Genomic DNA, 26,418 nt, shown 5'->3' with positions numbered 1-26,418 from the left:
GTGAAAAAGGTATGTGTTCTTGGTGCGGGAACAATGGGCTCAGGAATAGCTCAGGCTTTTGCGTCAAAAGGCGTGGAGGTTATAATAAGAGATATAAAGGATGAGTTTGTAGAGAGGGGAATTTCAGGAATAAAAAAGGGATTCCAGAAGAGAATAGCAAGGGGTAAAATTACGGAAGCAGATGCTGATAGTATACTCGCTAGAATTAAAGGAACAGTTGACCTTAAATTGGCAGCTGATTGCGATCTAGTAGTAGAAGCGGCAGTTGAAAATATGGAAATAAAGAAACAGATTTTTGCTGAACTGGATAAAATATGTACACCGGATACTATTTTATCTTCCAATACTTCTTCATTATCCATAACTGAAATAGCATCTGCTACAAATAGACCTGATAAAGTTATAGGCATGCATTTTTTTAATCCGGCACCTGTTATGAAACTTATCGAAATAACGAAGGGGATGGCTACATCACAGGAGACTTTTGATAAAGTCAAGGAAGTTTCCATAAGCATAGGAAAGGATCCGGTAGAAGTATCTGAAGCTCCAGGTTTTATTGTAAATAGAATACTGGTACCTATGATAAATGAGGGTGTGGGTATATTAGCTGAAGGAATAGCTTCGGCAAAGGATATAGACAAGGCTATGAAACTAGGGGCAAATCATCCTATGGGACCTCTGGAATTAGGGGATCTTATAGGGTTGGATATATGTCTTGCTGTAATGGAAGTACTTTATAAAGAGACAGGAGATTCCAAGTATAGGGCTCATCCATTACTTAGAAAATATGTAAGAGCTGGATGGCTTGGAAGAAAGACGGGAAAAGGATTTTATGACTACAGCAAATAACCTGCAGGCAGGATGATTGCTTTTGAAAGTTTTAGAAAAGGCTGTCAAATCTATGATTTGATGGTCTTTTTTCATGTTATATGATATAATTATAAAGGATTATTATAGGTAAGATATAAACAGGAAAGGGGTTAAATATGTATAAAATAGTAGAGAAAAAAGAGCTGGCACCCAGTATATTTTTAATGGATATAGAAGCACCAAGAGTTGCAAAAGCCTGTTTACCGGGACAGTTTGTTATAGTGAAAATAGATGAAAAAGGCGAGAGAATACCTTTAACTGTTTGTGATTATGATTCAGAAAAAGGTACAGTTACGATAGTATTTCAGACCATTGGAGGCTCAACTAAAAGAATGGCCGGGTATGAAGTGGGCGAGTATTTTGAGGATTTTGTCGGGCCGCTAGGTCAGCATTCTGATTTTGTAAATAAAGACATTGAAGAACTTAAAAAGAAGAATATGATATTTGTAGCAGGTGGAGTGGGAACTGCACCAGTGTATCCACAGGTAAAGTGGCTGCATGAGCATGGAATAAATGCGGATGTAATAGTGGGATGCAAATCTAAAAATTATTTGCTCTTTGAAGAAGAACTAAAATCAATTTGTGACAATCTTTACATAGCTACTGATGATGGCAGTTATGGTTATAAAGGCTTTGTTACAGATCTTTTAAAAGAGCTCATTGATAAAAAAACTAAAGATTATGATTATGTAGTTGCCATAGGACCTATGATAATGATGAAGTTTATAACACAGCTTACTAAAAAATATGGAATCAAAACCATAGTGAGTTTAAATCCTATAATGGTAGATGGAACTGGAATGTGTGGAGCATGCAGGGTCACGGTAGGAGGAAAAGTAAAATTTGCCTGTGTAGATGGACCTGAGTTTGATGGACACCTCATAGATTTTGATGAAGCTATGAGAAGGCAGGCTATGTATAAAACCGAAGAGGGAAAGAGAATATTAAAGAAAGAAGAGGGGGATACTTTCGATAGGAAGGGCTGTGAATGCAATACAGAAAAAGTGGATAGGATGAAGAGAGTTCCCATAAAGGAACAGGATCCTAAAATCAGGGCTACTAATTTCGATGAGGTGTGTCTTGGATATACTGAAGAAGAAGCTGTCAGGGAAGCATCCAGATGTTTGAATTGCAAAAAACCTATGTGTGTGACACAGTGCCCTGTTTCTATAAGTATACCTAAATTTATTGAGCAAGTTAAAAACAGGAATTTTGAAGAGGCTGCCAAAATAATAGCTAAGTCCAGTGCACTTCCGGCAGTTTGCGGAAGAGTATGTCCCCAGGAAACTCAATGCGAAGGGAAATGTGTACTTGGGAAAAAGGGAGATGCTGTTGCTATAGGAAAATTGGAAAGGTTTGTAGCAGACTGGTCCAGAGAGAACAACATTGATTTGTCTGATACCCTTCCTAAAAATGGGAAGAAGATTGCCGTGATAGGAAGTGGACCTTCAGGGCTTACCTGTGCAGGGGATTTGGCAAAGCTTGGTTATGATGTAACTATATTTGAGGCACTGCACAAAGCCGGTGGTGTTCTCGTATATGGTATTCCGGAATTTAGACTTCCAAAGGACACAGTAGTGAATCATGAAGTGGAAAATGTGAAAAAGCTGGGAGTCAAAATAGAGACAGATGTGATAGTGGGCAGGACCATTACTGTAGATCAACTTATAGAAAAAGAAGGCTTTCAGGCAGTGTTTATAGGTTCAGGAGCAGGGCTTCCAAGATTTATGGGTATACCTGGAGAAAATTTAAATGGAGTGTTTTCAGCTAATGAATTTTTGACTAGAAGCAATCTTATGAAGGCATTTAAAAAGGATTATGATACTCCTATAAAGGTTGGCAAAAAAGTAGCTGTAGTAGGCGGAGGAAATGTAGCCATGGATTCTGCAAGAACAGCACTGAGACTTGGAGCAGAAGTGTATATAGTATATAGAAGATCCGAATCGGAACTGCCGGCTAGGGCGGAAGAAGTTCATCATGCTGAAGAAGAGGGAATAAAATTCCACCTTTTGACAAACCCCGTAGAGATATTGGGAGATGAAAGTGGATGGGTCAGAGGAATTCGATGTGCAAAGATGGAATTAGGTGAACCGGATGAATCTGGCAGAAGAAGACCTGTTAAAATAGAGGGTTCAGAATTTGATCTGGATGTAGACACAGTGATTATGGCTCTCGGAACTTCGCCGAATCCGCTTATAGCTTCCACTACAAAAGGGCTTGAAATGAATAAGCGTGGATGTCTGGTGGCACGGGAAGATACAGGACTTACTACCAGAGAGGGCGTATATGCTGGCGGAGATGCAGTAACCGGAGCAGCAACAGTAATACTTGCCATGGGAGCAGGTAAAAAAGCAGCGAAGGCCATAGACGAATATTTGAAGAGATAATTAAAAAACTGTGCTGGAATATTCTGGCACAGTTTTTTTGTAATTCACAGTAACTGGTGAAGCTATCTCAAGACTTTGAACTATATTGTATAAAGGAGCGTATATATGGATTTTAATTATGTAGAAGATTTTGAAGATGGTATTGTAATAAAGGACGTAAGAAATTTTGAACTCCCTCATATATTTGACTGCGGCCAATGCTTCAGATGGAATAGAGAAGAAAATGGAAATTATATAGGAGTGGCTTTTGGAAAAGTCATTGAAGTTCAAAAAAGAAATAAGGATATATTGCTGTATAATGTATCTCGGGAAGATTTTAAGGATATATGGGTGGATTATTTTGATCTATACCGGGATTATGATGAAATAAAAAGTTTACTGGGTAAAGATCCAATTCTAAAAAAAGCTGTGGATTTTGGGAAGGGGATTAGGCTTTTAAAACAGGATCCTTTTGAACTGATCGTGTCCTTTATAATATCAGCCAATAATAGAATACCAATGATAAAAAAGGCAATAAGGAATATAAGCCAAAAGTGGGGAGATAGTATAAAATACAGGGGAAAAATATATTATAGCTTTCCCAAAATAGAAAATTTAAAAAATGCAACTATGGAAGAGCTTGCAGCTTGTGGGACTGGTTTTAGAAATAAATATATTGTGAATACTGTACAAAATATTTATTACAAAGGTACTAAAAATCGTCAGGATTATGATGAATCCTACGATATTGACTGGATCAAAATGCAGGAGGATCAAGTGTGCCATGAGAAACTTCAGAAATTTATGGGAATAGGACCCAAGGTGGCAGATTGCATTATGCTTTTTTCAATGCAGAAGTATTCTGCATTTCCTGTGGATGTCTGGGTTAAAAGAGCCATGAATCATTTTTACCTGGCTCCGGATGTATCATTGAAAAAGATAAGGAACTTTGGTATAAATAAATTCGGCCAATTATCAGGATTTGCCCAGCAGTATTTATTTTACTATGCTAGGGAAAACAATATAAAGATATGACAATCCAAAGCAATAATAGCTCTAAATTATATATAAAAGGTATGGCAAATCCGCCATACCTTTTATATAATCCTAAAAAAAATTATACTGTTGTAAAAATCACAATAATTTCTAAAAAATTGGACTATTTTTATCTGTACTATATTTATTAATGCATCTGATGATAATTCAATCCAAAATTAACATATTGTAGAACGCCGCTAAATAAGGGATTAAAAAATATTTTTTGATTTTATAAATAGTGTTACATTTAAAACTATAATCTGTTATAATTTAAACAATGGAAAATATATTACTAATTGCTGCGGAGGTAGATACAATGATAAATTTTGAAACTCCATTGAAAAAATTAAAATATTTGGTACTAAAAGAAGTTGCCTCTTTGACTATGGAAAATAAGTTGAATAAAGAGGAATTGGAAAAGGTACCCTATAAAATAATTCAAGATGACAATAAGGCTGAATACAGGTGCTGTGTGTATAAAGAAAGGGCAGTAGTATATGAAAGGGCCCTATTGGCTTCAGGGTTTGTTCCTAACAATAATATCACTTTGGATTTGAAAAGCATTTTAGACAAGGATCATATAATGTATGTGCTTTCAGCTGCCTGTGATAGATGTCCTATATATAAGTACAGTGTAACAGAAGCTTGTAGAGGTTGTATACAGCATAAATGCATGGAAGTATGTCCTGCAAAGGCTATATCGAGAATTAATGGAAGATCTCAAATAGACCATGAGCTGTGTAAGGAATGCGGCATGTGTAAAAAAGTATGCCCTTATAATGCTATAGTAGAAGTAATGCGTCCTTGTAAAAAGTCTTGTCCTACAGAGGCTTTGGAGATAAATTCAGATAATAAAAAGGCCATGATAGACAGGAAAAATTGTATAAACTGCGGTGCCTGTATGGCTGCATGTCCTTTTGGAGCTATATCGGATAGAAGTTATATTTCAGAAGTAACCAGAGCTTTGTGTGAAAAAAATAATGTATATGCAGTAGTAGCCCCTGCTATAACGGGACAATTTGGAGTCAAGGTTACAGTTGGACAAATTAAGGACGCCTTTAAAAGGATGGGATTCAAAGGCATGGTTGAGGCGGCCTGTGGAGCAGATGCGGTGACTGTAAACGAAGCAAATGAATTTTCGGAGAGAATGAATTCAGGGGACAAGTATATGACAAGTTCCTGCTGTCCGGGATTTGTGGGATATATTGAGAAAAAATTTCCCGGTGAAATATCTAGAATATCCGGTACTGTTTCACCTATGATTGCTGCGGCCAGAATGATAAAAAAGGAGGACAAGGATGCAGTTGTAATCTTTGTGGGACCTTGTACTGCTAAAAAGTGTGAAATAAGCAGAGAATCTATAAAAGATGCAGTGGATTATGTTCTGACCTTCGAGGAATTAGCTGCACTGATGGGTGCTTTTGAAGTGGAACTTGATGGATGTGAAAATGTATCTGTAGATGATGCCTCGCTTTATGGAAGGGGATTTGCCCAGCAGGGCGGAGTTACAGCTGCCATAGAGAATTATATAGGTGAAATAAAAAAAGATATTTCTTTTGCTCCTGTAAAAGCAAGCGGAAAAGACGAGATAAAGAAAACCATGAACATGGCCAAATTGAAAAGACTAAATGGTAATTTTATAGAGGGCATGATGTGTCAGGGGGGATGTATCGGAGGACCGGGTACTATGATCGATTCCATAAAATCCAGAGCACAGCTCATTAAATTTAGCAGACAATCCGACAAGAAATCTGTAATTTCCAATGAAAATTTAAAAAAATTTGAGGATGTGAATTTAAACAGATAAACTATTGTGGTAAAATTGCTGTAAGCATTTAATATTAATTTTAAAATAAAGTATGCAGCAACATTAATGGGATATAATTAGTATTAAAATACAGCATATTATCAAGGTGATACAGGGTGAAAAATTACAGTAAAAAATTGAAGAAGAAACTGGCAGAATACAGGTCTTATGTGGTATTAGGTGTGATATTTGTTATATTGTCTGTTGTTGGTTATGAATATTACCATAGATATATATATGTATTCAGGGATCCAAATAGAATAAAAGATATAATAATGTCTTATGGAGAATATGGAGTATCGGTATTTCTGCTTATCCAAGTTTTGCAGGTAGTGGCTTTTTTTATACCCGGAGAGATCATTCAAATTGCAGGAGGGTATATATATGGTACTTTGTTCGGAAGCATATTGTCCATTATAGGTATAACTGCGGGCAGTGTAATTGACTATGGTATAGCCAGGGTGTACGGGAGGCCTCTTATAGACAAGATAGTGTCCAAAAGGCATCTGAAATTTTTTGATAAGGTGCTGCATTTGGGAAGTGTGAATTCCATAGTGTTTTTACTGTACTTGATTCCGGGAATACCTAAGGACATTTTGGCTTATATATGTGGAGTATCCAGCATTAGTCTTAAAAATTTTGTGCTGTGTTCAACCTTTGCAAGACTGCCGGGAATAATTGTTTCGGCCTATTTTGGAGCAAAAATGTATTCGGGAAATAAAATACTGCTTGTAAGTATAGCTGTAGTAATGATTTTGTTGTTTGTAGTAGGTGTGTTAAAGGGAGAAAAAATAATATCTAAAGTTGTAAAAAGATTTCAATCGGAAAACAATAAGCAGGTTTAAAAATACCTGCTTATTGCTTTTTATTGTATATATAAATCAAGTTGGAAAATAATAATAAGGTAGGGTTTTCCGGAGACTGTTCCCATATTAGTATATTTGTGAAATTAATAGAAATAAGCTGAAATATCTATTTAATTAAAGCAAATTACGGTTTTTTTATAAAAAATAGTATAATATATACTAAATTTAAATTTGATAATATAAATGGTATTCATTATTATAATAATTGTATTAGCACTCAGAATTAATGAGTGCTAACAAGAAAAGCTAAAAATTAAATTAAAATAAATCTAAAGTATTTTAAGGAGGGGTTTAGATGAAAATTAGACCACTTGGAGACAGAGTTGTAATTAAAAAAATTGAGGCAGAGGAGACCACAAAGAGTGGTATCGTTTTACCAGGTACTGCTAAGGAAAAACCACAGGAAGCCGAAGTTGTAGCAGTAGGTCCTGGTGGAGTGGTTGATGGAAAGGAAGTAAAGGTAGAAGTCAAGGTAGGAGAAAAGGTATTGTTTTCCAAATATGCTGGGAATGAAGTAAAAATAGATGGTACGGAATATACTATCTTGAGACAGGATGACATATTGGCCGTAATTGAGTAAAAAAAATAATTTAAAAAGTATTTATTATAACGCATAGTTGTGAGGAGGTTTTTTTATGGCAAAAAGTATTTTATTCAGTGAAGATGCAAGAACAAAAATGCAAGAGGGCGTAAATAAATTAGCAAATACAGTAAAAATTACCCTCGGACCTAAAGGAAGAAATGTAATACTTGACAAAAAATTTGGTTCACCTCTAATTACCAATGATGGTGTTACCATAGCAAAGGAAATAGAATTAGAGGATCCTTATGAAAATATGGGAGCTCAGCTTGTAAAGGAAGTTGCTACAAAGACCAATGATGTGGCAGGAGACGGAACTACTACTGCAACTTTACTTGCTCAGGCTATAATAAGAGAAGGATTGAAAAATGTTACAGCTGGAGCAAATCCAATGCTTATAAGACAGGGTATAAGAATAGCTGTGGATAAAGCTGTAGAGGAAATAAAAAAGATTTCAACAACTGTAAAGGGAAAAGATGATATAGCAAGAATTGCATCTATATCAGCTTCTGACGAGGAAATTGGTAAATTGATAGCTGATGCTATGGAAAAAGTGGGAAATGAAGGCGTTATAACTGTCGAGGAATCAAAAACTATGGGAACTGAACTGGATGTAGTTGAAGGTATGCAGTTTGACAGAGGTTATTTAAGCCCATATATGGTTACTGATACAGAAAAGATGGAAGCAACATTGGAAGATCCATATATTTTGATAACAGATAAAAAGATATCAAATATTCAAGATTTACTTCCATTGCTTGAGAAAATAGTTCAACAGGGAAAGAAATTGCTCATAATAGCTGAAGATGTAGAGGGAGAAGCTCTTGCAACTTTGATTGTAAACAAGTTGAAGGGAACATTCACCTGCGTTGCAGTAAAAGCACCTGGTTTTGGAGACAGAAGAAAAGAAATGCTCCAGGATATATCAATACTTACCGGCGGCAAGGTAATATCAGAAGAATTGGGAAGAGATTTAAAGGAAGTTACATTGGAGGATTTGGGAAGAGCTGAGTCTGTGAAAATAGACAAAGAGAATACAACCATAGTAAATGGAAAAGGAGATAAACAGGCTATTAAAGACAGAGTATCCCAGATCAAAGTACAGATAGAAGAAACTACTTCCGACTTTGACAAGGAAAAATTACAGGAAAGACTTGCAAAACTTGCAGGTGGAGTAGCTGTAATAAAAGTTGGAGCAGCAACTGAAACTGAATTAAAAGAGAAGAAATTGAGGATAGAAGATGCTCTGGCAGCTACTAAAGCAGGTGTTGAAGAAGGCATGGGTCCTGGTGGTGGAACAGCTTATATCAATGCAATTCCAGAAGTTGAAAAATTGACTTCAGATACACCGGATATAAAAGTTGGTATAGATATAGTTAGAAAAGCTCTGGAGGAACCTATCAGACAGATAGCAGCCAATGCAGGTGTTGAGGGTTCTGTAATAATTGAGAAAGTTAAGAACAGCCAGGTTGGAATTGGATACAATGTATTGAAGGATGAATATGTAAATATGGTAGACAGCGGCATAGTTGATCCAACCAAAGTTACAAGATCGGCACTTCAAAATGCAGCATCTGTAGCAGCTACATTCTTGACTACAGAAGCAGCAGTAGCTGATATTCCAGAAAAGAACACTCCAGCTCCAGGAGCAGGCGCACCTGGAATGGGCGGCGGAATGGAAGGAATGTACTAATTAGAGAGAGCACATAGATTTCAATAACCCCGTATCGTTAGATATGGGGTTATTTTACATATGAAATTTTATCCAGTGATCTAAAATAACATAAATTCACATTGACAAAAACAGATAAATTGAATAAAATGGTGTAAATAGTTAATAAGTATGAGTGGAATTATCACAATGGGGCCATATTAATTTCATCGTAAATGGATTTAGTAGGGCTTTTTATTAATTGTATTTTAAGGAAGATTATCAATATATTATAATTTTAGGAGTGATTTAATTGGCAAAGATTTTAAAAAAAGCCTATACTTTTGATGATGTGCTTTTAGTACCAAATAAGTCTGAAGTTTTACCTAGGGAAGTGTCGCTGGAAACTAATCTTACAAGAAAAATCAAATTGAATATACCTCTTATGAGCGCTAGCATGGATACTGTCACTGATTCCAAAATGGCCATTGCCATGGCAAGAGAAGGGGGCATTGGGATAATACATAAAAATATGTCCATAGAACAGCAGTCTATAGAAGTAGACAAGGTAAAAAGACAGGAAAATGGAGTGATTACGGATCCATTTTATCTTTCACCGGACAACAGTATCAATGATGCCCTTGCACTTATGAGCAAATACAGAATATCTGGAATCCCAATAACTACGGATGGAAAACTGGTGGGTATAATTACAAACAGGGACATAGTTTTTGAGACAAATTATGAGAGAAAAATTTCCCAGGCTATGACTAGTAAAGGACTTATAACGGCTCCTGAAGATACAACAATTGAAGAAGCCAAGAAAATATTGAAAACACATAAAATAGAAAAGCTGCCTTTGGTGGACGAAAATAACAATTTAAGAGGTCTTATAACCATAAAAGATATAGAAAAGGTAAAGAGATTCCCCAATAGTGCCAAGGATTCCAAGGGAAGACTTTTGTGTGGTGCAGCAGTAGGAGTTACTGTGGATATGATGGAGAGAGTAGATGCACTGGTAAAAATGGGAGTAGATATTATAACTGTGGATACGGCTCATGGCCATTCAAAAGGAGTTTTGGATGCAGTTAAAACGATAAAATCAAAGTATCCGGAATTGCAGATTATTGCAGGAAATATTGCAACAGCTGAAGCCGTAAGAGATTTGATAAAAGCTGGGGCGGATTCTGTGAAAGTAGGTATCGGACCGGGTTCCATATGTACTACAAGAGTTGTATCGGGAGTAGGAGTGCCACAGCTTACAGCAATAATGGATTGTGTGGAGGAAGCAGATAAATTTGATATTCCTATTATTGCAGATGGAGGGATAAAGTATTCAGGAGACATAGTAAAGGCATTGGCTGCAGGTGCAAAAGTTGCTATGATGGGTTCTATGTTTGCAGGCTGCGATGAAGCTCCAGGTGAAACTGAAATATATAAAGGAAGAAGCTATAAAGTCTATAGGGGAATGGGTTCACTTGCTGCCATGGCTTGTGGAAGCAAAGACAGGTATTTTCAGGAGGGAAATAAAAAATTAGTTCCTGAGGGAGTGGAAGGCAGAGTACCTTACAAGGGACCTGTAGCAGACACAATATTTCAGCTTCTGGGAGGAATACGTTCAGGAATGGGCTATCTGGGGGCACCTACATTGAAGGATCTGTATGAAAAAGCCAATTTTGTGATTCAATCTTCAGCAGGACTTAGAGAAAGCCATCCTCATGATATATCTATGACAAGAGAAGCTCCTAACTACAGTGTGAGACAGGAATAGTAAGACCAGATTATTTTTCATATACAGATGGATTTTTTTGAGTGATGTAATTAGATCTTGACATCAGGGTAATTGCTTCAATTATTTAAGTGATTAGGAGGAAATCAATGGATAGGCAGACGGTTATTGTAATTGATTTTGGAGGGCAGTATAATCAGCTTATAGCAAGAAGGGTCAGGGAAAACAATGTATATTGTGAAATAGTTCCATATACTTGTCCTTTGGATAAAATAATAGAAAAAAATCCTGCTGGCATAATATTTACCGGTGGTCCTAAAAGCGTATATGGGGAAAATGCCCCCAAGATAAGTGAGAAGATTTTTAAATTGGGGATTCCTATTTTGGGCATATGTTATGGGCATCAATTCATATGTGCCAATCTGGGTGGAGAAGTTAAGAGTGCCGTAGTCAGAGAGTATGGAAAAGCAAATGTCACGTTGAATAATGACAGCGTTTTGTTCAGCGGAATAGATAGATCTCAGAGCTGTTGGATGAGCCATACGGATGTGGTGTCCCGTGCACCGGAGGGGTTTAAAATTCTGGCTGTTACCGACGAATGTCCGGTAGCAGCTGTAGGCGATGATTACAGAAAGATATACGGAGTTCAGTTTCATCCTGAAGTTCAGCACACTCCTTTTGGCAAAAAAATGATTACAAATTTTTTGATTAAAATCTGCAATTTAAAAGCAGACTGGTCTATGTCCTCTTTTGTAGAGGAAAAAGTAAAACTTATCAGAGAAAAGGTTGGAAACCAAAAAGTAATATGTGCTATGTCCGGAGGAGTGGATTCTTCCGTGGCGGCAGTTCTTGTACATAAAGCTGTGGGAAAAAATCTTACCTGTATTTTTGTAGACCATGGACTCCTTCGAAAAAATGAAGGAAATCAGGTGGAACATGTATTTAAAAAACAGTTTGACATGAATTTTGTTAGAGTGAATGCTGCAGACAGATTTTTGGGAAAGCTTAAGGGAATATCCGATCCTGAAAAAAAGAGAAAGACAATAGGAGAGGAATTTATAAGGGTATTTGAAGAAGAAGCTAAAAAACTTGGAAAAATAGGATTTTTAGTTCAGGGAACCATATATCCGGATGTGGTGGAAAGCGGTCTTGGTACTTCTGATACCATAAAAAGTCACCATAATGTAGGTGGACTTCCGGAAAATATGGATTTTAAACTTATAGAGCCGCTGAGAGAATTGTTTAAAGATGAAGTGAGAGCTGTAGGAGAACAATTGGGAATACCTCATAAACTGGTATGGAGGCAGCCTTTTCCGGGACCTGGCCTCGCAATAAGGGTTCTGGGTGATATCACTGAGGAAAAGCTTGAAATAACCAGAGAGGCAGATGCAATATTCAGGGAGGAAATAGCTGATGCAGGGCTGGATGAATCCATATGGCAGTATTTTGCCTGTCTTCCCAATATACGTTCTGTAGGGGTAATGGGCGATGAGAGAACCTACTGCTACACTGTTGCCCTTAGAGCCGTTATTTCCACGGATGCCATGACTTCGGACTGGGCCAAGATACCTTATCCTGTACTGGATAAGGTATCCAGAAGGATAGTAAATGAAGTCAAGGGTGTAAACAGAATTGTGTACGATATAACCAGCAAACCACCTTCTACCATCGAGTGGGAATGAGTCAAATCAAGGGTTTCAGCCATCTGTAAATTTAAAGTAGTGTATGATTTTCAACAAAAAAGTTGATTATTGTACACTACTTTGTTTTTTGTTCATGGGAGGATTTAAAATGGTAAAAAAGGGTAGAAAAACAGGCTATTCAATTGGAATTGTTAAGAAAGAGAAATTATTATTTAAAGGCTTGTGTGTAATATATTTTAAAAAATGTGAAGCTAATGGGATAAGTGAATATACAATTAGAGGATATAAAAATGTATTGAAATACTTTCTTAAATTTGAAAAAAATGATGAACTTTATTGTAAAGAAATTAATATTAATATGTTTGAAGATTTTAAATTATATCTGAAACATGAAAGAAAAGTAAAGGATATTACAGTTAACAGTTATATAAGAAAGCTAACACCAATGTTAACATATGGAATGCAATTAGGATATATTGAAAGATTCCCTTATAGCTATGTAAAACGTCAAGAAGTGTATAAAGACATTTATACAGATAAAGAGTTATTAATATTATTAAAGAGATCTTAAAGGCAAGCAAACTACGAATAGATTTGCAGAATTTAGAAGCTGGGTTATTTGTAAATTTCTATTAGGTACAGGTGTTCGTGTTTTGGAGTTAAGAGACAGGTTATAGAAATTATTGTTATGTAAATTTTGGTAATTTTCATTTACCAGTCCATGTTGGTGCAGATACAGTTAATTGGTTTGCATATGAATAATATTAAGGTATTAGTTAGGATGATATAAAATGAGTAAATATTTTATTTTTTTGGAGCATGTGATATAAAAATAGCTGGGCGTTTTTGGATATGGTGAAGTAGGCAGTTCAAAAGAATATTGTAACAGCAGATGAATATAAGACAATTACTGGGCAGGACTATACAGCATAGAATATATGGCAAAATATGGGCTAGAAATAGCTTTTTTATTTTGCCTAAATTTAATACTTTTTGTAAATATATAGAGGAATTCTCCTTTTCGTGTAGAATTATCCATAAAAAGGAGAGTGACTTATTTTGCCAAGGTGTAAATATTGTGGTAAACCACTAATAAGAATTAATCCAACGCATAATAACGATAAAGAGGCTTTATTTATATGCGAAAACCCAAATTGCTCTGCAGGTATTGCGAAATCAAGGGCAAAGAATACTATATTAAAACGTAAAAAAAGGCGTAGTTTAGTTGTTAAATAAGTTTTGGAGAAGTCCGGGATTCTTTTTATTGTTATTTCTTTAAGTAAAAATATAGTAATATTATAGATTATAAAAGTAAAATTATATTCTATTTTTCCTATCCCATTCACACATTGTATTAAGGACAGGAATTAGAGATTTACCCCTTTCGGATAAGGAATATTCAACTTTTGGAGGAATCTGGGGACATTCAGTTCGTACAATCAACTTATCTGATTCCAGTTCTTTTAAGTTGATGCTTAGAGTTTTGTGTGAAATTGTACCAATGCATCTTTTTAATTCATTATATCGAATTACTGGTTTGTATTCGGCAAGCCAATATAGAATAATCATTTTTTATCTATTGTATTATATAATTTATTTAAATTCAATGGAAATTAAAATATAAAAATTAGAGAGGTAATTATGAAAAAGAATATTTTGGTTTTAACAGGAAGCCCCAGAAAGGGAGGAAACAGCGATTTAATGGCAGGCTCCTTTATAGAAGGGGCTATTAAATCAGGATATAAAGTAACTAAATATGAAACTGCGGTTAAACATATAAAGGGATGTAAAGTTTGTAATGCTTACTTTAGCAAATATGTGGCCTGCTCATTTCAAGATGATTTTAACGAACTGGCAATCTTATTGGAAAAAGCTGATTTAATTGTATTTGCAACGCCACTTTATTGGTACACGTTTCCTACAACAATAAAGGCTGCTATTGATAAATTATATTCTTTTATTATAGGAAAAAAGCCTTTGAAAATAAAAGAGTGTATGCTATTAGTGTGTGGTGAGGAAAAGGATGAGAAAAAATTTGATGGAATTGTTAAATCCTATGAACTTATCGCTATTAATAGAGGTTGGAATGATGTAGGAGAGTTGATTGTTCCTGGTGTAATTGATAAAGGCGATATCAAAAATACTGATGCATTAGAAAAAGCAAAAAAATTGGGATTAAGTCTGTAGGACTTTAGATTAATAATATAATGCAATATTAGAATTAAATGTTAGTATTTTAATAAAAGATAGGATTCTAATGAACAGGAGAAGGAAAATATTATGAAAAGTGAAAAAGAAAAAATGCTAGCACCAAATGTTCAAATTTATACAGCTGCTCACCCGATTGATCCTACCGAAAGAGTTACTGGTAAAGAATTTGCGAAACCAATTATTATAGGAAATAATGTTTGGATTGGTGGTGGAGCAATAATATGCCCGGGAGTAAAAATTGGAGACAACGTAACTATAGGGGCAGGTAGTGTGGTAACTAAAGATATACCAGATGATGTAATTGCAGCAGGAAATCCATGTAGGGTTATCGAAAATATTTAATCTTACATATGTTTAAGAGTTTCAGAGAAATCTGAAGCTCATTTTTAATACTTAAAAACAGGAGGTTCTCCATGCGTGAAAATTATGATGCTGAATTATGTGAGGAGAAACATGAGCAAATAAAAGAAAAGCTAGATTTACATGATAAAAGGTTGAATAATCATTCTGACAGGCTGGATAGGCTTGAGCAGAATGAAACTGAAAACAGAACTGAAATTAAAAATTTAATAAAAAAGATGGATGATTTCATACAGAATATATGTAAACAACTGGAAATTTTATTTGGAGTTTATCATTTTGCAGGACATCAGGATGTTAGTTCTGAAGTAAATGCTTTTATTGGATATATATCCGGAATGGTGTTTGATACTATCCATTGGCTGGATATAGAACAATCGCCAGAAGGTTATAGCTGGAAATGGGATAAACAGACGGCTATAAATTTTGTCAATCAGTTTGTTTCATTATTTATGTCCAGAACCGTCAAGGAGATCGGAGTTTATACAAATAAATGGCTCTATGAGAACTATTTAAAGTGGAATATAGACCCTAATATCAGGCCGTGGATAGCTGAATATGGAGTAAGTAGCTATCCCTATGCGAATACTTCCTGGCAGTATTCAGCAAGCGGCTTTGTGCCGGGGGTAGATGGAAATGTAGATTTGGATTTGTTTGTGAAAGATATTTTGACAGGAGCGGGAGGATCCACACCACCTAGTCCCAGCGTAGATAAATTGAAAGAGCAGATTGAAGCTCTACAATACAACTTGAATATAGATTATTATGTAGATATTGAAAAAACTGGATTAGTTTATCCAGAATTATTTTCTATAATAAACGGAAAAGCCAAATAAAAAATTAATTGGGATGTAATATAAGATGTCAGCTTTGAGTATATTATTTACAATTATAGGTATAACTGTAGAAGTTGGAGCTACTGCGATGATTCTCCTACCTTGCTTGAAGAAAAAAGGAATAGACACGGAAGATATACTGCAGAAGGTTGAGGATGATCTGCAAAGAGGTTAAAAAGTATACAGATGCAGTAAAAGCTATTACATTGAAGAAAAAGATTGCTTATATTCAGAATATTGTGGGAACTATGTAAAATATGACTACTACACCAGTTCAGTCAATGCAAGCAGTACAGACAGCTAAATAATTCTAATCCCTGGAGTAGAAAACTGCTCTAGGGGTTATGTATCTGTTTATTTACATGATCTTTGCCCCATTTATGCATGAGTTTAAGTATGGGTACTAATGTTTTTCCTTCTTCTGTTAATGAATATTCAACTTTTGGAGGAATTTGATTATATTGTTCTCTATGAATTAAGTCGTATTTTTCTAATTCTTTTAATTGTCTGCTTAATGTTTTGTGCGCAATAGGTTCTAATTCGGTTTTTAATTTGTTATATCTCACTACTCCGAATTCATATAATTTCCATAATAGTATCCACTTCCATTTTCCACCAACAACGGATATAGTATAATATAATGGACAATTACCATATTTACAATCAAAGCTTTTCATATAATATCTCCTATACTTACTTTTAGGTTAGTATATAACAAGTAAGTGCATACTTACCTATTTTCTTATAATCATATATAATTTTTAGTATAAAATCAAGTATATAATGGAGGTAAAGTTTATGAAAGTAATTGCTATTAACGGAAGTCCAAGGAAAAATAAGAATACTGCTACCCTTCTTAATAAAGCACTTGAGGGAGCAGCTTCAAGAGGTGCCGAAACAGAACTTATACATCTTTATGAATTAAATTACAAAGGCTGTGTAAGTTGTTTTGCCTGTAAAATAAAAAATGGGATAAATTATGGCAGGTGTGGGTTTAATGACGATTTGATACCTGTTCTTCAAAAAGCTGAAAAAGCCGATGCAATTATTCTTGGTTCGCCAATTTATCTTCAAGGAATTACGGGAGTTATGAAATCATTTTTAGAAAGACTTATATTTCCATATCTAAGATACGATAAAAACCATTCTAGTATTTTTGGAAGAAAAATATCAACTGGTTTTATTTATACTATGAACATAACTAATGAACAAATGAAAAAATTTAAATATAGGGAAAATCTTAGATTCATGGAAGAGGATATGGAAAGAATTTTTGGCAGATGTGAATCATTAGCTGTTAATGACACATATCAATTTGATGACTATTCGAAGTATGATGTCTCACTATTTGATGAAAATAAAAAAGCTAAGGTAAGGAAGGAACAATTCCCTAAAGATTGTAAAGCTGCTTTTGATATGGGAGTAAGATTTGCAGAACAAGCTAATATCTAATATATTGGTTTGAATATTTAAGGGTATAAACTTCTGAGAAACACATATTATTTTTAGATATTGACTTTTTGCGAATATATGCTATTATATAAGAAAAAGAGTAATTATCTAAAACTTTTAATCTCAAAAGGGTTCCTGTTTGTTTAGGAGCCCCTTCCCTTATTTCTAAAAAACTTTTTATTGTTTAATATACATATCATGGTATAACATATTCTAACCATATCTTAAGTTGTGTTCTTTTAATCTAAATAAAGAGCTAACTTAGTAGTTATTTTTCTATGTTGATATCAATAAAAATTATTTAAAATACTAAATTATTCTCAATATTTTAAACTATTGCTTTTTTCTGTTATAGTGGTAAAATAAAAGTGTGCCAGTGAAAGTTTCTTCCCAAAAATTAACATTTAAACGATTACCTCATTTTAACCCATAAGAGTTCCTATAGGCTAGGAGCTCTTTCCTTATCTATTATTTTCAATTTGTTCATATAAATATAAAAAATACATAAATTTATAATCTTTAAAATATTACCATTATTATGCTATAATGTATTTAATAGTAATGATTCATGTTATATAGAATTACTCCCTTCTGTCATTACTGTATGAGTGATTACAGGGATAAAAGGTTGGCACAATGGAAGGGGGTAATGTGAATGAACTTTTTCTTTTTGTGCATTATAGTGCTTTCAATTACCGAGGTATTGAGTTTATGTATCATTTCGGTTTTCTGCTATAATCAAGACAAACTTAAGATGTTTTTGGGAAGCAAGACCAATATTTCAAAAGATAAGATTTTGGAAGATTTTGAAGTTGAGATAAATAAACCACAAAAAGAAAACAACAAGTAACTTTTGGGAGAAGTTACTTGTTTATATATAGGTTTTTCTCGTATAACATGATTTTGTGAATTTACAATTTCTCTGTAATCGCTCACCTACATACCTTATTATTATATTATAATTGGAGCAAAAAATACACTCTTTTATGGTATTTTTTATTACTTTTATAAATATTTCTAGAAATTCATCAAATTACCTAAATTAATTTTATCATAAAGCAAGATTGATAACATAGCGGCAGCGATGTATTACAAGGAACAAATGAGTTGTCAGACTGAGAAATTTGAAAGGTAAAAGCCCAAATATTTTTCTACTGTAAAATAAAATATTGTATAATAAGTGTAGCATTTTAGTTAGTTGTAATATTCATAAGAATTCAAGATAGTTTTTTATTGAATGTTATGATCTACATTATACAAGGAGTGTATATAGGTGAAAAATACAGGCGGGAAAGAATCATTAATTGCAGATATTTCACTTTTATTAGTTGCCCTGATATGGGGTGGAGGTTTTATAGCTGCTAAAGTAGCCTTGTCAAGCATTACTCCATTTTATTTGCTGTCATTTAGGTTTTTATGCTCGGGAATTATTTTATATATTATATTTTTTAAAAAGGTAATAAAAATAGACAGGCAAAGTTTTATAGCTGGGATTATACTGGGTCTGATCTTGTATGTAGGACAGACCTTTCAAACTGTTGGACTTAAATATACTACACCTGGGAAACAATCATTTTTAACTGCTTCCTATGCTGCAATGGTGCCTTTTGCTTCCTGGCTGGTAATCAGAAAGATACCTAATATCTATGCAATATTGGCGGGATTTCTAACTTTGATAGGCATAGGCTTTTTGAGTCTGCAGCAAAATATATCCATAGGTTTTGGCGATAGTCTGACACTGCTTTTTACAGTTGTATATTCTTTTCAGATAATTTTGATTGGAATCTACGCCAGAAGAAACATAAATCCTATAAATTTAACCACAGTGCAGTTATTATCCGCAGGAATATTTACATTGATAAGTGCGTTGATATTTGAACCTCCTATGCATGTTCCGGACATTAAGGGAATATATGGAATATTATACCTCATAATATTCAACACTGCTATTGCATTCCTGGTACAAAACGCAGCACAGAAATATACATCTGATACCCGTGCTTCAATAATATTATCGTTGGAGTCGGTTTTTGGATGTTTTTTATCCGTACTCTTAATGGGAGAAGTATTCACGAAAAAAATGATTATTGGGTGTATAATCATTTTTATTGCAGTAATTTTATCTAAAATTGACAAACTGCACTCTATGCCAATCAGGTAAGCAATAGTGCAATATTCCTCCTCATTGCGAAGATATTTTTAATAAGTCTTTGTTAGTTTTTGTGAATATTTTTCCAATTGGCGTGACAAGCTGTATTTTTCCTTATAGAATGTATAATAGATGCAAAAATATTGGGTAAATTATAAATGAGTATTTTTTAAGGTAGATTTAATAATAGCAGTATACTATTATATTAATAAAAAGTTATAAATGCTGGAGGTGGAAATTGGCTGTGATAAATAAAGGCATAAAATTGGATTTGAGCAAAATAGTACCTTATATAGAAGAAAGGGAAATAATTGATATGCAGCCCGACATATCAATTGCGCATGACATGCTGGAAAACAAGACGGGAAGAGGAAGTGATGCGCTGGGGTGGGTGGATTTGCCGGTAAACTATGATAAAGATGAATTTCAAAGAATAAAAACTGCGGCAGAAAAGATCAGGAAGAATTCCAGTGCATTACTGGTGATAGGGATAGGAGGATCATACCTTGGAGCTAGGGCAGCTATAGAAATGCTTTCACATAATTTCAACAATGTACTGCCGGAAAATAGAAGGGAAAATTTAGCCGTATTTTATGCAGGCAACAACATGAGCTCCACTTATATGCACGATTTGCTCCATCTTTTAGAAAAAGTGGATCTATCTATAAACGTAATTTCGAAATCCGGTACGACTATTGAACCTGCTGTTGCTTTCAGGATGTTTAAAAAAATTATGGAACAAAAGTATGGCAGAGAAGGAGCTAAAGAGAGAATATATGTGACTACAGACAGGGAAAAAGGTGCCCTGAAAAAAACAGCGGATGAGGAGGGCTACGAAACCTTCACCATACCGGACGATGTAGGCGGCAGATATTCCGTACTTACGGCAGTGGGGCTTTTGCCTATAGCAGCAGCGGGTATAGATATAGATGAGTTGATGAAAGGAGCCGCGGATGCCTGGAGAGAATATAGAGTTCGGGATTTGAGAGAAAATTTTTCATATCAATATGCAGCAGCTAGAAGCATATTGTATAAAAAAGATAAGACCATTGAAATGATAGTGAATTTTGAACCCTGTCTTCATTACTTTGGTGAATGGTGGAAGCAGCTCTTTGCAGAGAGTCAGGGCAAGGAAAATAAGGGGATATTTCCTGCTTCAGTGGATTTCTCAACGGATCTGCATTCCATGGGTCAATATATACAGCAGGGACTCAGAATAATTTTTGAGACTTTTATAAATGTGGAGAGACCCAGGAAAGAGATGTTCATAGAAAGAGATGAAGGAAATCTTGATGGACTCAACTTTTTGGATGGAAAATCCATGGATTTTGTAAATCATCAGGCATTTAGAGGAACTGTTCTGGCTCACAGTGACGGAAATGTACCTGTGGCGATTTTAAATATACCTGAATTGACAGCTTACTATTTTGGATATATGGTATATTTTTTCGAGAGAGCTTGCGGAATCAGCGGGTATCTGATGGAGATAAACCCCTTCAATCAGCCTGGAGTTGAGGCGTATAAGAAAAATATGTTTGCCCTCCTTGGCAAACCCGGCTATGAAGATAAAAAGATGGAATTGGAAAAGAGACTTAATTCATGATTTAGTTTTGCCTGCCTGGCTTAATTGTTGTAGAGCAGGCATATTTTATTGCATTCAATTATTGAAGAAAACGATGGCCATTGCCATGTTGTGTGCATTGACAGTTATTTATGCCCTGGGCTATAATGATAAATATAATGAGGCTTTTGTCTGATAGGAGGAAATTTTTATGAAGAATACAAAGAAGGTGTTTATTAAATCCTTAATAATATACATGATTTTGTTCTGTATGATAAATTACGTGAATACTTCAAGTCTAAATCCTTTGGCGGTAGTGAAAATTTTGGCTATTTCTATTTTGTGTGCACTGGCCCTTGCTGGGCTTACGGTTTTGCTGAAAGTTAATTTTTTAAAAAGTAACAAAGATAAGTTGAAAGACAGTAAAAAACAGAAAAAATAAAGGAGGCAGAATGACAAATATGAAGATACTTGTGGATGCAGATGCTTGTCCGGGAAAGGATATAATAGAAAATATAGCCCAGGAAAACAATATACAGGTGAGAATGTACTGTGATTTAAATCATATTTTGAATTCTGACTACAGTGTCGTGGAGTATGTGGACAGTGGGTTTCAAAGTGTGGATATGGCACTTATAAATAAGACTGAAAGTGGAGACATAGTAGTCAGCCAGGATTATGGAGTTGCAGCTATGGCTCTTGGCAAAAATGCGTATGCCATAAGTCCCAAAGGATATATATACAGCAATGATAATATAGATAAGCTTCTTTTTGAGAGACATATATCTTCTAAAGTGAGAAGATCCGGTGGAAGAACTTCTAATGCTAAGAAACGGACTAAACAAGACGATTGCAGGCTTGAAAAAAATTTGCTCAAGTTGATTGCATGTCATTGATATTTAGTTTTTATTATCTGAATCTATTTCCAAATTGTGATGAACAAAATATATAAAAATACTATTACAAAATATGGAATTATAGTATAATATAAGTTAGGGAAATCTAATTTAAGGAATTATTTCACATAGGGGATGATTTAGATGAATGAATTGACTATAAATTGTAGTTTAAAAAGTCCACAGGCCAAAAAGTCAAAGGTTGTTATAAATGTAGATAATAACTTGAAACAGGAACTTATTTACAAGTATATGGTGGGATGTAATGGAATATGGGACACCTTGAAGGATTTTACAGGCGAAGAAAAAGTGGAGTGGATCCCTGAAAAAGATGGTAAATACATATTGATGGTACAGGCTAAAAAAATAGACGGTAACAAAAGTTTTGATTATATATCCAAAATGGATTATATAATAGGAAAATCAGAGGAGAAGCTGATAAGCGGTATTTATATAGATAATAATGAATTAGAATTAGGGGACAAGCTTCATGTAACAGTAGAGACTAATAAATTTCCACTTTTGTTCAGGTATTGGATAAGAATAGAAGATGAGTGGGAGATGATAAAAGATTATTCTGCTGACAATACACTCTCCTGGGTGGTTAAGAGTCAGGGAAAAGGTGAAATATTAGTGGAGTGTAAAAATATTGATTCACAAAATGATTTTGATGATTTTCAAAGTGTGGAATTTCAGGTACATCCCCTGAAAAGTGTAGTCATAACTGATTTTAGATGTCTGACCTCTGATCTTCTGGAGGACTCTGAGTTGATTTTTCAAGTAAATTCGGATCATGATGATGGCAGAACTGTACTTTATAAGTTTTTTAAGATAGATTCAGAGGGAGCAGCACAATGTGTCCAGGATTACTCCACAAAGAGGATAGCAGGTTATGTCGAAAAAAAGAGCGGCGAATACAGACTTCTATGTCTTGCCAAAGATATATATTCCATGAGTGAATTTGATGACAGAGCGGTTTTGAACTTTAAAGTAAAAAAATATGATAAAATTTATATAAAAAATTTCACTACAGATATGAATTATCCTCAGCTGTGCGGTGTCAAGATCACTTTAAAAGCAGAGATTATAGGTGGAAGAGAAGTCTTGTACAGATATGTGATTGAAGGAGACTGCAGCGAGGATTCAGGATATACTACCTGTGACAGTTATGTTTGGGAAAGCAGGCAGCCGGGTAAGTATAAACTTATTTTAATGGTAAAGGATAAATCTTTTCATGGAAATTATGAAGCTATAGAATATTTGGATTATATTATAGATGAAAAGAGCAGAGAACCGGTTAATATTGAAGGTGTGATTTTAAACAAGGATAAATCTATATTAAAAGGTGAAACTGTTAAGGCTAAAGTAAATGCTTCGGGTGGAGTTGATCTTAAATATGGCTTTTTAATAAGAAAAGATGGAATTCAATTTAAAAATATTGATTACAGCAGTGATAATCTTGTGGAATTCATTCCTGATGAAAGTGGTAGGTATGAGTTGGAGACCAGGGTCAGGGACAGGTATTCTGATAGGGAATATGACTGTCATTCAATAATAAGCCTGGAGGTTCTTGATTATATCCCTGCAGTAATTGATTATCTATTGTATCCTGCAAGAGAGCATTTTTTGGTGGGAGACGAGATCGTAATAAATTCTATAACTCAGAACACCAGGAATGTTGTTATAAAATATGTACTCAATATAAATGGCCATAAAGTGGAAGAAACAGATTTTGTGCCTCAAAAGATATATGCTTTTGTACCAAAGTACAGCGGAACATACAAGGTGGATATTTTTGCAAAAAATATTAAAAGCAAAAGGGAATTTGATTGTAAAAGAAAGGTATGTGTAGAAGTAAACGAAGCACTTCCTGTGACAAATACAAGAATAACCTGTGACAATTTGAAATTTAACTGCAGTGTGCCGGTTACATTTACGGTTCATAGTGAAGGGGGGAAGGATGTAGTTTATGAGTTCTATATTTTGGAAAAAGGAGACTGGAATTTAGTTCAGGGCTACAGCAGGAAGAATTATTATACTTTCATTCCATTTAATAAAAGTGAGTACAAAATACTGGTTCTCTGTAAAAGCCAGTACAGTAAAGCAGCCTATGAAGATTACGATATACTTTCATTTAGAGCTGAATAGTAGTAAACTAAAGTCGATAAAATTTAAAACGATAAAAAAATATAGTATATTTTTTAAGCAGGTGAGAAAATGAGTGTAAATAATATAAGTTCTTCGGATCAGGATAAAAGTCTTCAAAAAGTTCTTCAGTTCCAAATGATGACTGAAATATTTAAACAGGCTTTTCAAGATGGGGACTCTTTCCAGCTTGTTATGGAAAGCTTGACAAAAGCACTTTCTGACAGCAGCGGCAATATAGATATATCCAAGTTATCTTTGGGAGACGAAGATTTAAGCAAGCTTGGATATGGAGGCGGGCAAAGGCTGAATACTATTTACAATAGTGTGAAAAGCGATGTGCAAAGTGGAAATTCAAATATTGATGAAGCGGTAGAAAAAGCTTCCAGAAAATATGGAGTTGATAAAGATCTAATAATGGCTGTTATAAAACAGGAATCCGGTTTTAATCCGGAAGCCAGGTCTTCTGCAGGAGCTGAGGGACTTATGCAGCTTATGCCTGGAACGGCCAGCAGCCTGGGAGTAACAGATCCCTACGATATAGATCAGAATGTAGATGCCGGTACGGAATATTTGAGAAATATGCTGAATATGTACGGAAACTCTAGAGAATTGGCTCTGGCAGCATACAATGCAGGACCCGGGACTTTGAAGAGCAGAGGTGTGGACAGTGTTTCGGATATTTCCAAACTGCCTTATGAAACCAGGAATTATGTGCAGAAGGTTATGCAATATTATGGATAGTAGAAAAGTAAACCAGATGATAGAATATAGGATGCTGCAGAATATTGGTAAAAATGTTCTGCAGCAATTTATTTAATTGTATTAATTTTTAAAAAATATTTTTCCGGTATTTTTTACCTTGAATATTGGAATAATATAATGTTGGTGAAGAGGGAGGTAACAGAGTGGATAGATTGGATAAAGTATTGGCCAATTTAGGGTATGGGACCAGGAAGGAAGTAAAATCGCTTATAAAAAGTGGGGTTGTCAAAGTAAATGGAATGTTAGCCAGAGACAATTCATTGAAAATAGATCCCGCCAATTGTAAGATAGAAGTTGCAGGAGATAATATAGAATATAGAAAAAATATATATATTTTGATGAATAAGCCGGAAGGGGTTGTATCTGCAACTTTCGACAATTTTGATGAAACGGTTATAGATATTCTGGAACCTGAGTATCAGGCATTTAAGCCTTTTCCTGTAGGGAGGCTGGATAAAGATACCAGGGGGCTGCTTATAATTACCAATGATGGAGAATTGAATCACAGGCTGATATCGCCTAAAAATCATGTGGATAAGGTATATTATGCAGAGATAGATAAATCCTTGGATGAATACGATGTTAACAGATTTAAAAATGGAATAGTATTAAAGGATGGATATAAATGCATGCCTGCACTGCTCCATATTATGGAGTCCGGCAGTGATGGTTCAAGGGTGAAAGTGATCATACAAGAAGGCAAATTCCACCAGATCAAGAGGATGTTCAACTCGCTGGGAAAAAATGTGGTTTATTTGAGAAGGATACAATTTGGACCCATAAAATTGGAGGATAGTCTGGATGAAGGAAAATATAGAGAATTGTCTAAAGAAGAAATTGAAAAAATAAAAAAAATTTAAATATGAAGTATTTTAATGCAGATATATAAAAATTTTATGTAAGTATTTATAGAAATAATTCATGTTTTACTTGATATTTTATTTTAATTTTACTATAATGAATGTGCAAGGATAAATAAAAGGAATGATAGCCCCCTTTTTATTTATGAGCAAACAGTCCATGCCCCAATGGACTGTTTTTATTTTGTAATTGCATTTTTGCGTATACTGAGATTGGATAAATAATGTTATATTACAAAAATATTTACAGTTTTATGGATTAATGTTTTAATACGTGATAAAATTAAATAAAAGTTGTTTTGTCAAACATACATGAATAAGGAGTGGCGTTCATGGGAGATTATAAATCCAAATTAGAAAGTAAAGAAATGGATTATCTGTGCGAAGCGGTACTGAGTTTGAAGACTAAAGAAGAATGTTATAGATTTTTTGATGATATATGTACCATAAATGAGATAAAATCCTTGGAACAAAGGCTTCAAGTGGCCAAAATGCTGAGCAATAAAAAGACATATTTGGATATTGCAGCTGCAACAGGAGCTAGTACCGCTACTATAAGCAGGGTAAACAGGTGTCTTAATTATGGAAGTGATGGATACAAGATAGTATTGGAAAGGTTGAAATAAAACATTT

24 protein-coding genes and 3 pseudogenes are annotated in these 26,418 nt (G+C 34.5%); 25 read left to right on the top strand and 2 right to left on the bottom strand.

The window, feature by feature from the left end; all coding sequences use genetic code 11:
* The 11 genes and pseudogenes from CLLU_RS00590 to CLLU_RS19495 all read left to right on the top strand — a co-directional run.
* Entirely contained in the window at positions 1-849 is an 849-nt protein-coding gene (locus CLLU_RS00590) for a 3-hydroxybutyryl-CoA dehydrogenase (RefSeq protein ID WP_106007630.1), read from the top strand.
* Between the two features lie 137 nt (positions 850-986).
* On the top strand, positions 987-3,257 hold the full coding sequence (locus CLLU_RS00585; RefSeq protein ID WP_106007629.1) for a bifunctional dihydroorotate dehydrogenase B NAD binding subunit/NADPH-dependent glutamate synthase: 2,271 nt from the start codon (positions 987-989) through the stop codon (positions 3,255-3,257).
* A gap of 105 nt (positions 3,258-3,362) precedes the next feature.
* Positions 3,363-4,271, top strand: a complete 909-nt coding sequence (locus tag CLLU_RS00580; RefSeq protein WP_106007628.1) for a DNA-3-methyladenine glycosylase family protein — start codon at positions 3,363-3,365, stop codon at positions 4,269-4,271.
* A gap of 319 nt (positions 4,272-4,590) precedes the next feature.
* Positions 4,591-6,081, top strand: a complete 1,491-nt coding sequence (locus CLLU_RS00575) for a 4Fe-4S dicluster domain-containing protein (protein WP_106007627.1) — start codon at positions 4,591-4,593, stop codon at positions 6,079-6,081.
* A gap of 116 nt (positions 6,082-6,197) precedes the next feature.
* Positions 6,198-6,926 (top strand): TVP38/TMEM64 family protein, encoded by a 729-nt coding sequence (locus CLLU_RS00570; protein ID WP_106007626.1) that lies wholly within the window; start codon positions 6,198-6,200, stop codon positions 6,924-6,926.
* A gap of 316 nt (positions 6,927-7,242) precedes the next feature.
* The gene (groES, locus tag CLLU_RS00565; RefSeq protein ID WP_106007625.1) at positions 7,243-7,527 is read left to right on the top strand and encodes a co-chaperone GroES; all 285 of its coding nucleotides are present in this window, start codon (positions 7,243-7,245) and stop codon (positions 7,525-7,527) included.
* A gap of 55 nt (positions 7,528-7,582) precedes the next feature.
* On the top strand, positions 7,583-9,220 hold the full coding sequence (gene groL, locus CLLU_RS00560; protein ID WP_106007624.1) for a chaperonin GroEL: 1,638 nt from the start codon (positions 7,583-7,585) through the stop codon (positions 9,218-9,220).
* Between the two features lie 271 nt (positions 9,221-9,491).
* Positions 9,492-10,949, top strand: a complete 1,458-nt coding sequence (guaB, locus tag CLLU_RS00555; protein WP_106007623.1) for an IMP dehydrogenase — start codon at positions 9,492-9,494, stop codon at positions 10,947-10,949.
* Between the two features lie 107 nt (positions 10,950-11,056).
* Positions 11,057-12,589, top strand: a complete 1,533-nt coding sequence (guaA, locus tag CLLU_RS00550; protein WP_106007622.1) for a glutamine-hydrolyzing GMP synthase — start codon at positions 11,057-11,059, stop codon at positions 12,587-12,589.
* 109 nt (positions 12,590-12,698) lie between these two features.
* Entirely contained in the window at positions 12,699-13,121 is a 423-nt protein-coding gene (locus CLLU_RS00545; RefSeq protein WP_158255866.1) for a phage integrase SAM-like domain-containing protein, read from the top strand.
* A gap of 296 nt (positions 13,122-13,417) precedes the next feature.
* A pseudogene (locus CLLU_RS19495) lies at positions 13,418-13,483 on the top strand (XkdX family protein); the annotation flags it as partial.
* 384 nt (positions 13,484-13,867) lie between these two features.
* Here the strand turns inward: CLLU_RS19495 and CLLU_RS00540 are convergent.
* A pseudogene (locus CLLU_RS00540) lies at positions 13,868-14,122 on the bottom strand (winged helix-turn-helix transcriptional regulator); the annotation flags it as partial.
* A 69-nt stretch (positions 14,123-14,191) separates the two neighbouring features.
* On the opposite strand from CLLU_RS00540, the gene CLLU_RS00535 reads away from it, so the two are divergent.
* From CLLU_RS00535 to CLLU_RS18650, 4 genes and pseudogenes are all read left to right on the top strand, one after another.
* Positions 14,192-14,737 carry a flavodoxin family protein gene (locus CLLU_RS00535; RefSeq protein ID WP_106007619.1) on the top strand — a complete coding sequence of 182 codons (546 nt, stop codon included), beginning with the start codon at positions 14,192-14,194 and terminating at the stop codon, positions 14,735-14,737.
* Between the two features lie 114 nt (positions 14,738-14,851).
* Positions 14,852-15,103, top strand: a pseudogene (locus CLLU_RS00530) (DapH/DapD/GlmU-related protein); the annotation flags it as partial.
* Between the two features lie 71 nt (positions 15,104-15,174).
* Positions 15,175-15,957 (top strand): GH25 family lysozyme, encoded by a 783-nt coding sequence (locus CLLU_RS00525; protein ID WP_106007618.1) that lies wholly within the window; start codon positions 15,175-15,177, stop codon positions 15,955-15,957.
* A 25-nt stretch (positions 15,958-15,982) separates the two neighbouring features.
* Positions 15,983-16,132 carry a hypothetical protein gene (locus CLLU_RS18650; RefSeq protein ID WP_158255865.1) on the top strand — a complete coding sequence of 50 codons (150 nt, stop codon included), beginning with the start codon at positions 15,983-15,985 and terminating at the stop codon, positions 16,130-16,132.
* A 160-nt stretch (positions 16,133-16,292) separates the two neighbouring features.
* On the opposite strand, the gene CLLU_RS00520 is transcribed toward CLLU_RS18650, so the two are convergent.
* Complete coding sequence (locus tag CLLU_RS00520; RefSeq protein ID WP_106007617.1) at positions 16,293-16,634, bottom strand: winged helix-turn-helix transcriptional regulator; 342 nt, start codon at positions 16,632-16,634, stop codon at positions 16,293-16,295.
* A 121-nt stretch (positions 16,635-16,755) separates the two neighbouring features.
* Between CLLU_RS00520 and CLLU_RS00515 the strand changes: the two genes are divergently transcribed.
* From CLLU_RS00515 to CLLU_RS00470, 10 genes are all read left to right on the top strand, one after another.
* Positions 16,756-17,409 (top strand): flavodoxin family protein, encoded by a 654-nt coding sequence (locus CLLU_RS00515; protein WP_106007616.1) that lies wholly within the window; start codon positions 16,756-16,758, stop codon positions 17,407-17,409.
* A 655-nt stretch (positions 17,410-18,064) separates the two neighbouring features.
* Positions 18,065-18,259 (top strand): hypothetical protein, encoded by a 195-nt coding sequence (locus CLLU_RS00510; protein WP_106007615.1) that lies wholly within the window; start codon positions 18,065-18,067, stop codon positions 18,257-18,259.
* Between the two features lie 423 nt (positions 18,260-18,682).
* Positions 18,683-19,570: a DMT family transporter gene (locus CLLU_RS00505; protein ID WP_106007614.1), complete on the top strand. Its 888-nt coding sequence runs from the start codon at positions 18,683-18,685 to the stop codon at positions 19,568-19,570.
* 235 nt (positions 19,571-19,805) lie between these two features.
* Positions 19,806-21,161, top strand: a complete 1,356-nt coding sequence (locus CLLU_RS00500; RefSeq protein WP_106007674.1) for a glucose-6-phosphate isomerase — start codon at positions 19,806-19,808, stop codon at positions 21,159-21,161.
* Between the two features lie 169 nt (positions 21,162-21,330).
* Positions 21,331-21,561 (top strand): hypothetical protein, encoded by a 231-nt coding sequence (locus tag CLLU_RS00495; protein WP_106007613.1) that lies wholly within the window; start codon positions 21,331-21,333, stop codon positions 21,559-21,561.
* Positions 21,562-21,580: 19 nt separating this feature from the next.
* Positions 21,581-22,015 carry a YaiI/YqxD family protein gene (locus CLLU_RS00490; RefSeq protein WP_106007673.1) on the top strand — a complete coding sequence of 145 codons (435 nt, stop codon included), beginning with the start codon at positions 21,581-21,583 and terminating at the stop codon, positions 22,013-22,015.
* Positions 22,016-22,159: 144 nt separating this feature from the next.
* The gene (locus tag CLLU_RS00485) at positions 22,160-24,163 is read left to right on the top strand and encodes a triple tyrosine motif-containing protein (protein WP_106007612.1); all 2,004 of its coding nucleotides are present in this window, start codon (positions 22,160-22,162) and stop codon (positions 24,161-24,163) included.
* A gap of 69 nt (positions 24,164-24,232) precedes the next feature.
* A complete protein-coding gene (locus CLLU_RS00480) occupies positions 24,233-24,904 on the top strand; it encodes a lytic transglycosylase domain-containing protein (RefSeq protein ID WP_106007611.1) in 672 nt (223 codons plus the stop codon).
* Between the two features lie 164 nt (positions 24,905-25,068).
* Positions 25,069-25,785 (top strand): pseudouridine synthase, encoded by a 717-nt coding sequence (locus CLLU_RS00475; protein ID WP_106007610.1) that lies wholly within the window; start codon positions 25,069-25,071, stop codon positions 25,783-25,785.
* Positions 25,786-26,117: 332 nt separating this feature from the next.
* On the top strand, positions 26,118-26,411 hold the full coding sequence (locus CLLU_RS00470; RefSeq protein ID WP_106007609.1) for a YerC/YecD family TrpR-related protein: 294 nt from the start codon (positions 26,118-26,120) through the stop codon (positions 26,409-26,411).
* Positions 26,412-26,418: the final 7 nt, after the last annotated feature.

The organism is Clostridium luticellarii (assembly GCF_002995845.1).
GTDB classification, from domain to species: Bacteria; Bacillota; Clostridia; order Clostridiales; family Clostridiaceae; genus Clostridium_B; species Clostridium_B luticellarii.
This window is presented reverse-complemented; position numbering and strand designations above follow the sequence as displayed.

What these genes read in the sequence shown, in the direction of transcription:
- CLLU_RS00585 (WP_106007629.1), top strand. Translation starts at nt 987, where the DNA reads ATGTATAAAATAGTAGAGAAAAAAGAGCTGGCACCCAGTATATTTTTA.
- CLLU_RS00580 (WP_106007628.1), top strand. Translation starts at nt 3,363, where the DNA reads ATGGATTTTAATTATGTAGAAGATTTTGAAGATGGTATTGTAATAAAG.
- CLLU_RS00575 (WP_106007627.1), top strand. Translation starts at nt 4,591, where the DNA reads ATGATAAATTTTGAAACTCCATTGAAAAAATTAAAATATTTGGTACTA.
- groES (WP_106007625.1), top strand. Translation starts at nt 7,243, where the DNA reads ATGAAAATTAGACCACTTGGAGACAGAGTTGTAATTAAAAAAATTGAG.
- groL (WP_106007624.1), top strand. Translation starts at nt 7,583, where the DNA reads ATGGCAAAAAGTATTTTATTCAGTGAAGATGCAAGAACAAAAATGCAA.
- guaA (WP_106007622.1), top strand. Translation starts at nt 11,057, where the DNA reads ATGGATAGGCAGACGGTTATTGTAATTGATTTTGGAGGGCAGTATAAT.
- CLLU_RS00545 (WP_158255866.1), top strand. Translation starts at nt 12,699, where the DNA reads ATGGTAAAAAAGGGTAGAAAAACAGGCTATTCAATTGGAATTGTTAAG.
- CLLU_RS00535 (WP_106007619.1), top strand. Translation starts at nt 14,192, where the DNA reads ATGAAAAAGAATATTTTGGTTTTAACAGGAAGCCCCAGAAAGGGAGGA.
- CLLU_RS00525 (WP_106007618.1), top strand. Translation starts at nt 15,175, where the DNA reads ATGCGTGAAAATTATGATGCTGAATTATGTGAGGAGAAACATGAGCAA.
- CLLU_RS18650 (WP_158255865.1), top strand. Translation starts at nt 15,983, where the DNA reads ATGTCAGCTTTGAGTATATTATTTACAATTATAGGTATAACTGTAGAA.
- CLLU_RS00520 (WP_106007617.1), bottom strand. Translation starts at nt 16,634, where the DNA reads ATGAAAAGCTTTGATTGTAAATATGGTAATTGTCCATTATATTATACT.
- CLLU_RS00515 (WP_106007616.1), top strand. Translation starts at nt 16,756, where the DNA reads ATGAAAGTAATTGCTATTAACGGAAGTCCAAGGAAAAATAAGAATACT.
- CLLU_RS00510 (WP_106007615.1), top strand. Translation starts at nt 18,065, where the DNA reads ATGAACTTTTTCTTTTTGTGCATTATAGTGCTTTCAATTACCGAGGTA.
- CLLU_RS00495 (WP_106007613.1), top strand. Translation starts at nt 21,331, where the DNA reads ATGAAGAATACAAAGAAGGTGTTTATTAAATCCTTAATAATATACATG.
- CLLU_RS00490 (WP_106007673.1), top strand. Translation starts at nt 21,581, where the DNA reads ATGAAGATACTTGTGGATGCAGATGCTTGTCCGGGAAAGGATATAATA.
- CLLU_RS00485 (WP_106007612.1), top strand. Translation starts at nt 22,160, where the DNA reads ATGAATGAATTGACTATAAATTGTAGTTTAAAAAGTCCACAGGCCAAA.
- CLLU_RS00480 (WP_106007611.1), top strand. Translation starts at nt 24,233, where the DNA reads ATGAGTGTAAATAATATAAGTTCTTCGGATCAGGATAAAAGTCTTCAA.
- CLLU_RS00470 (WP_106007609.1), top strand. Translation starts at nt 26,118, where the DNA reads ATGGGAGATTATAAATCCAAATTAGAAAGTAAAGAAATGGATTATCTG.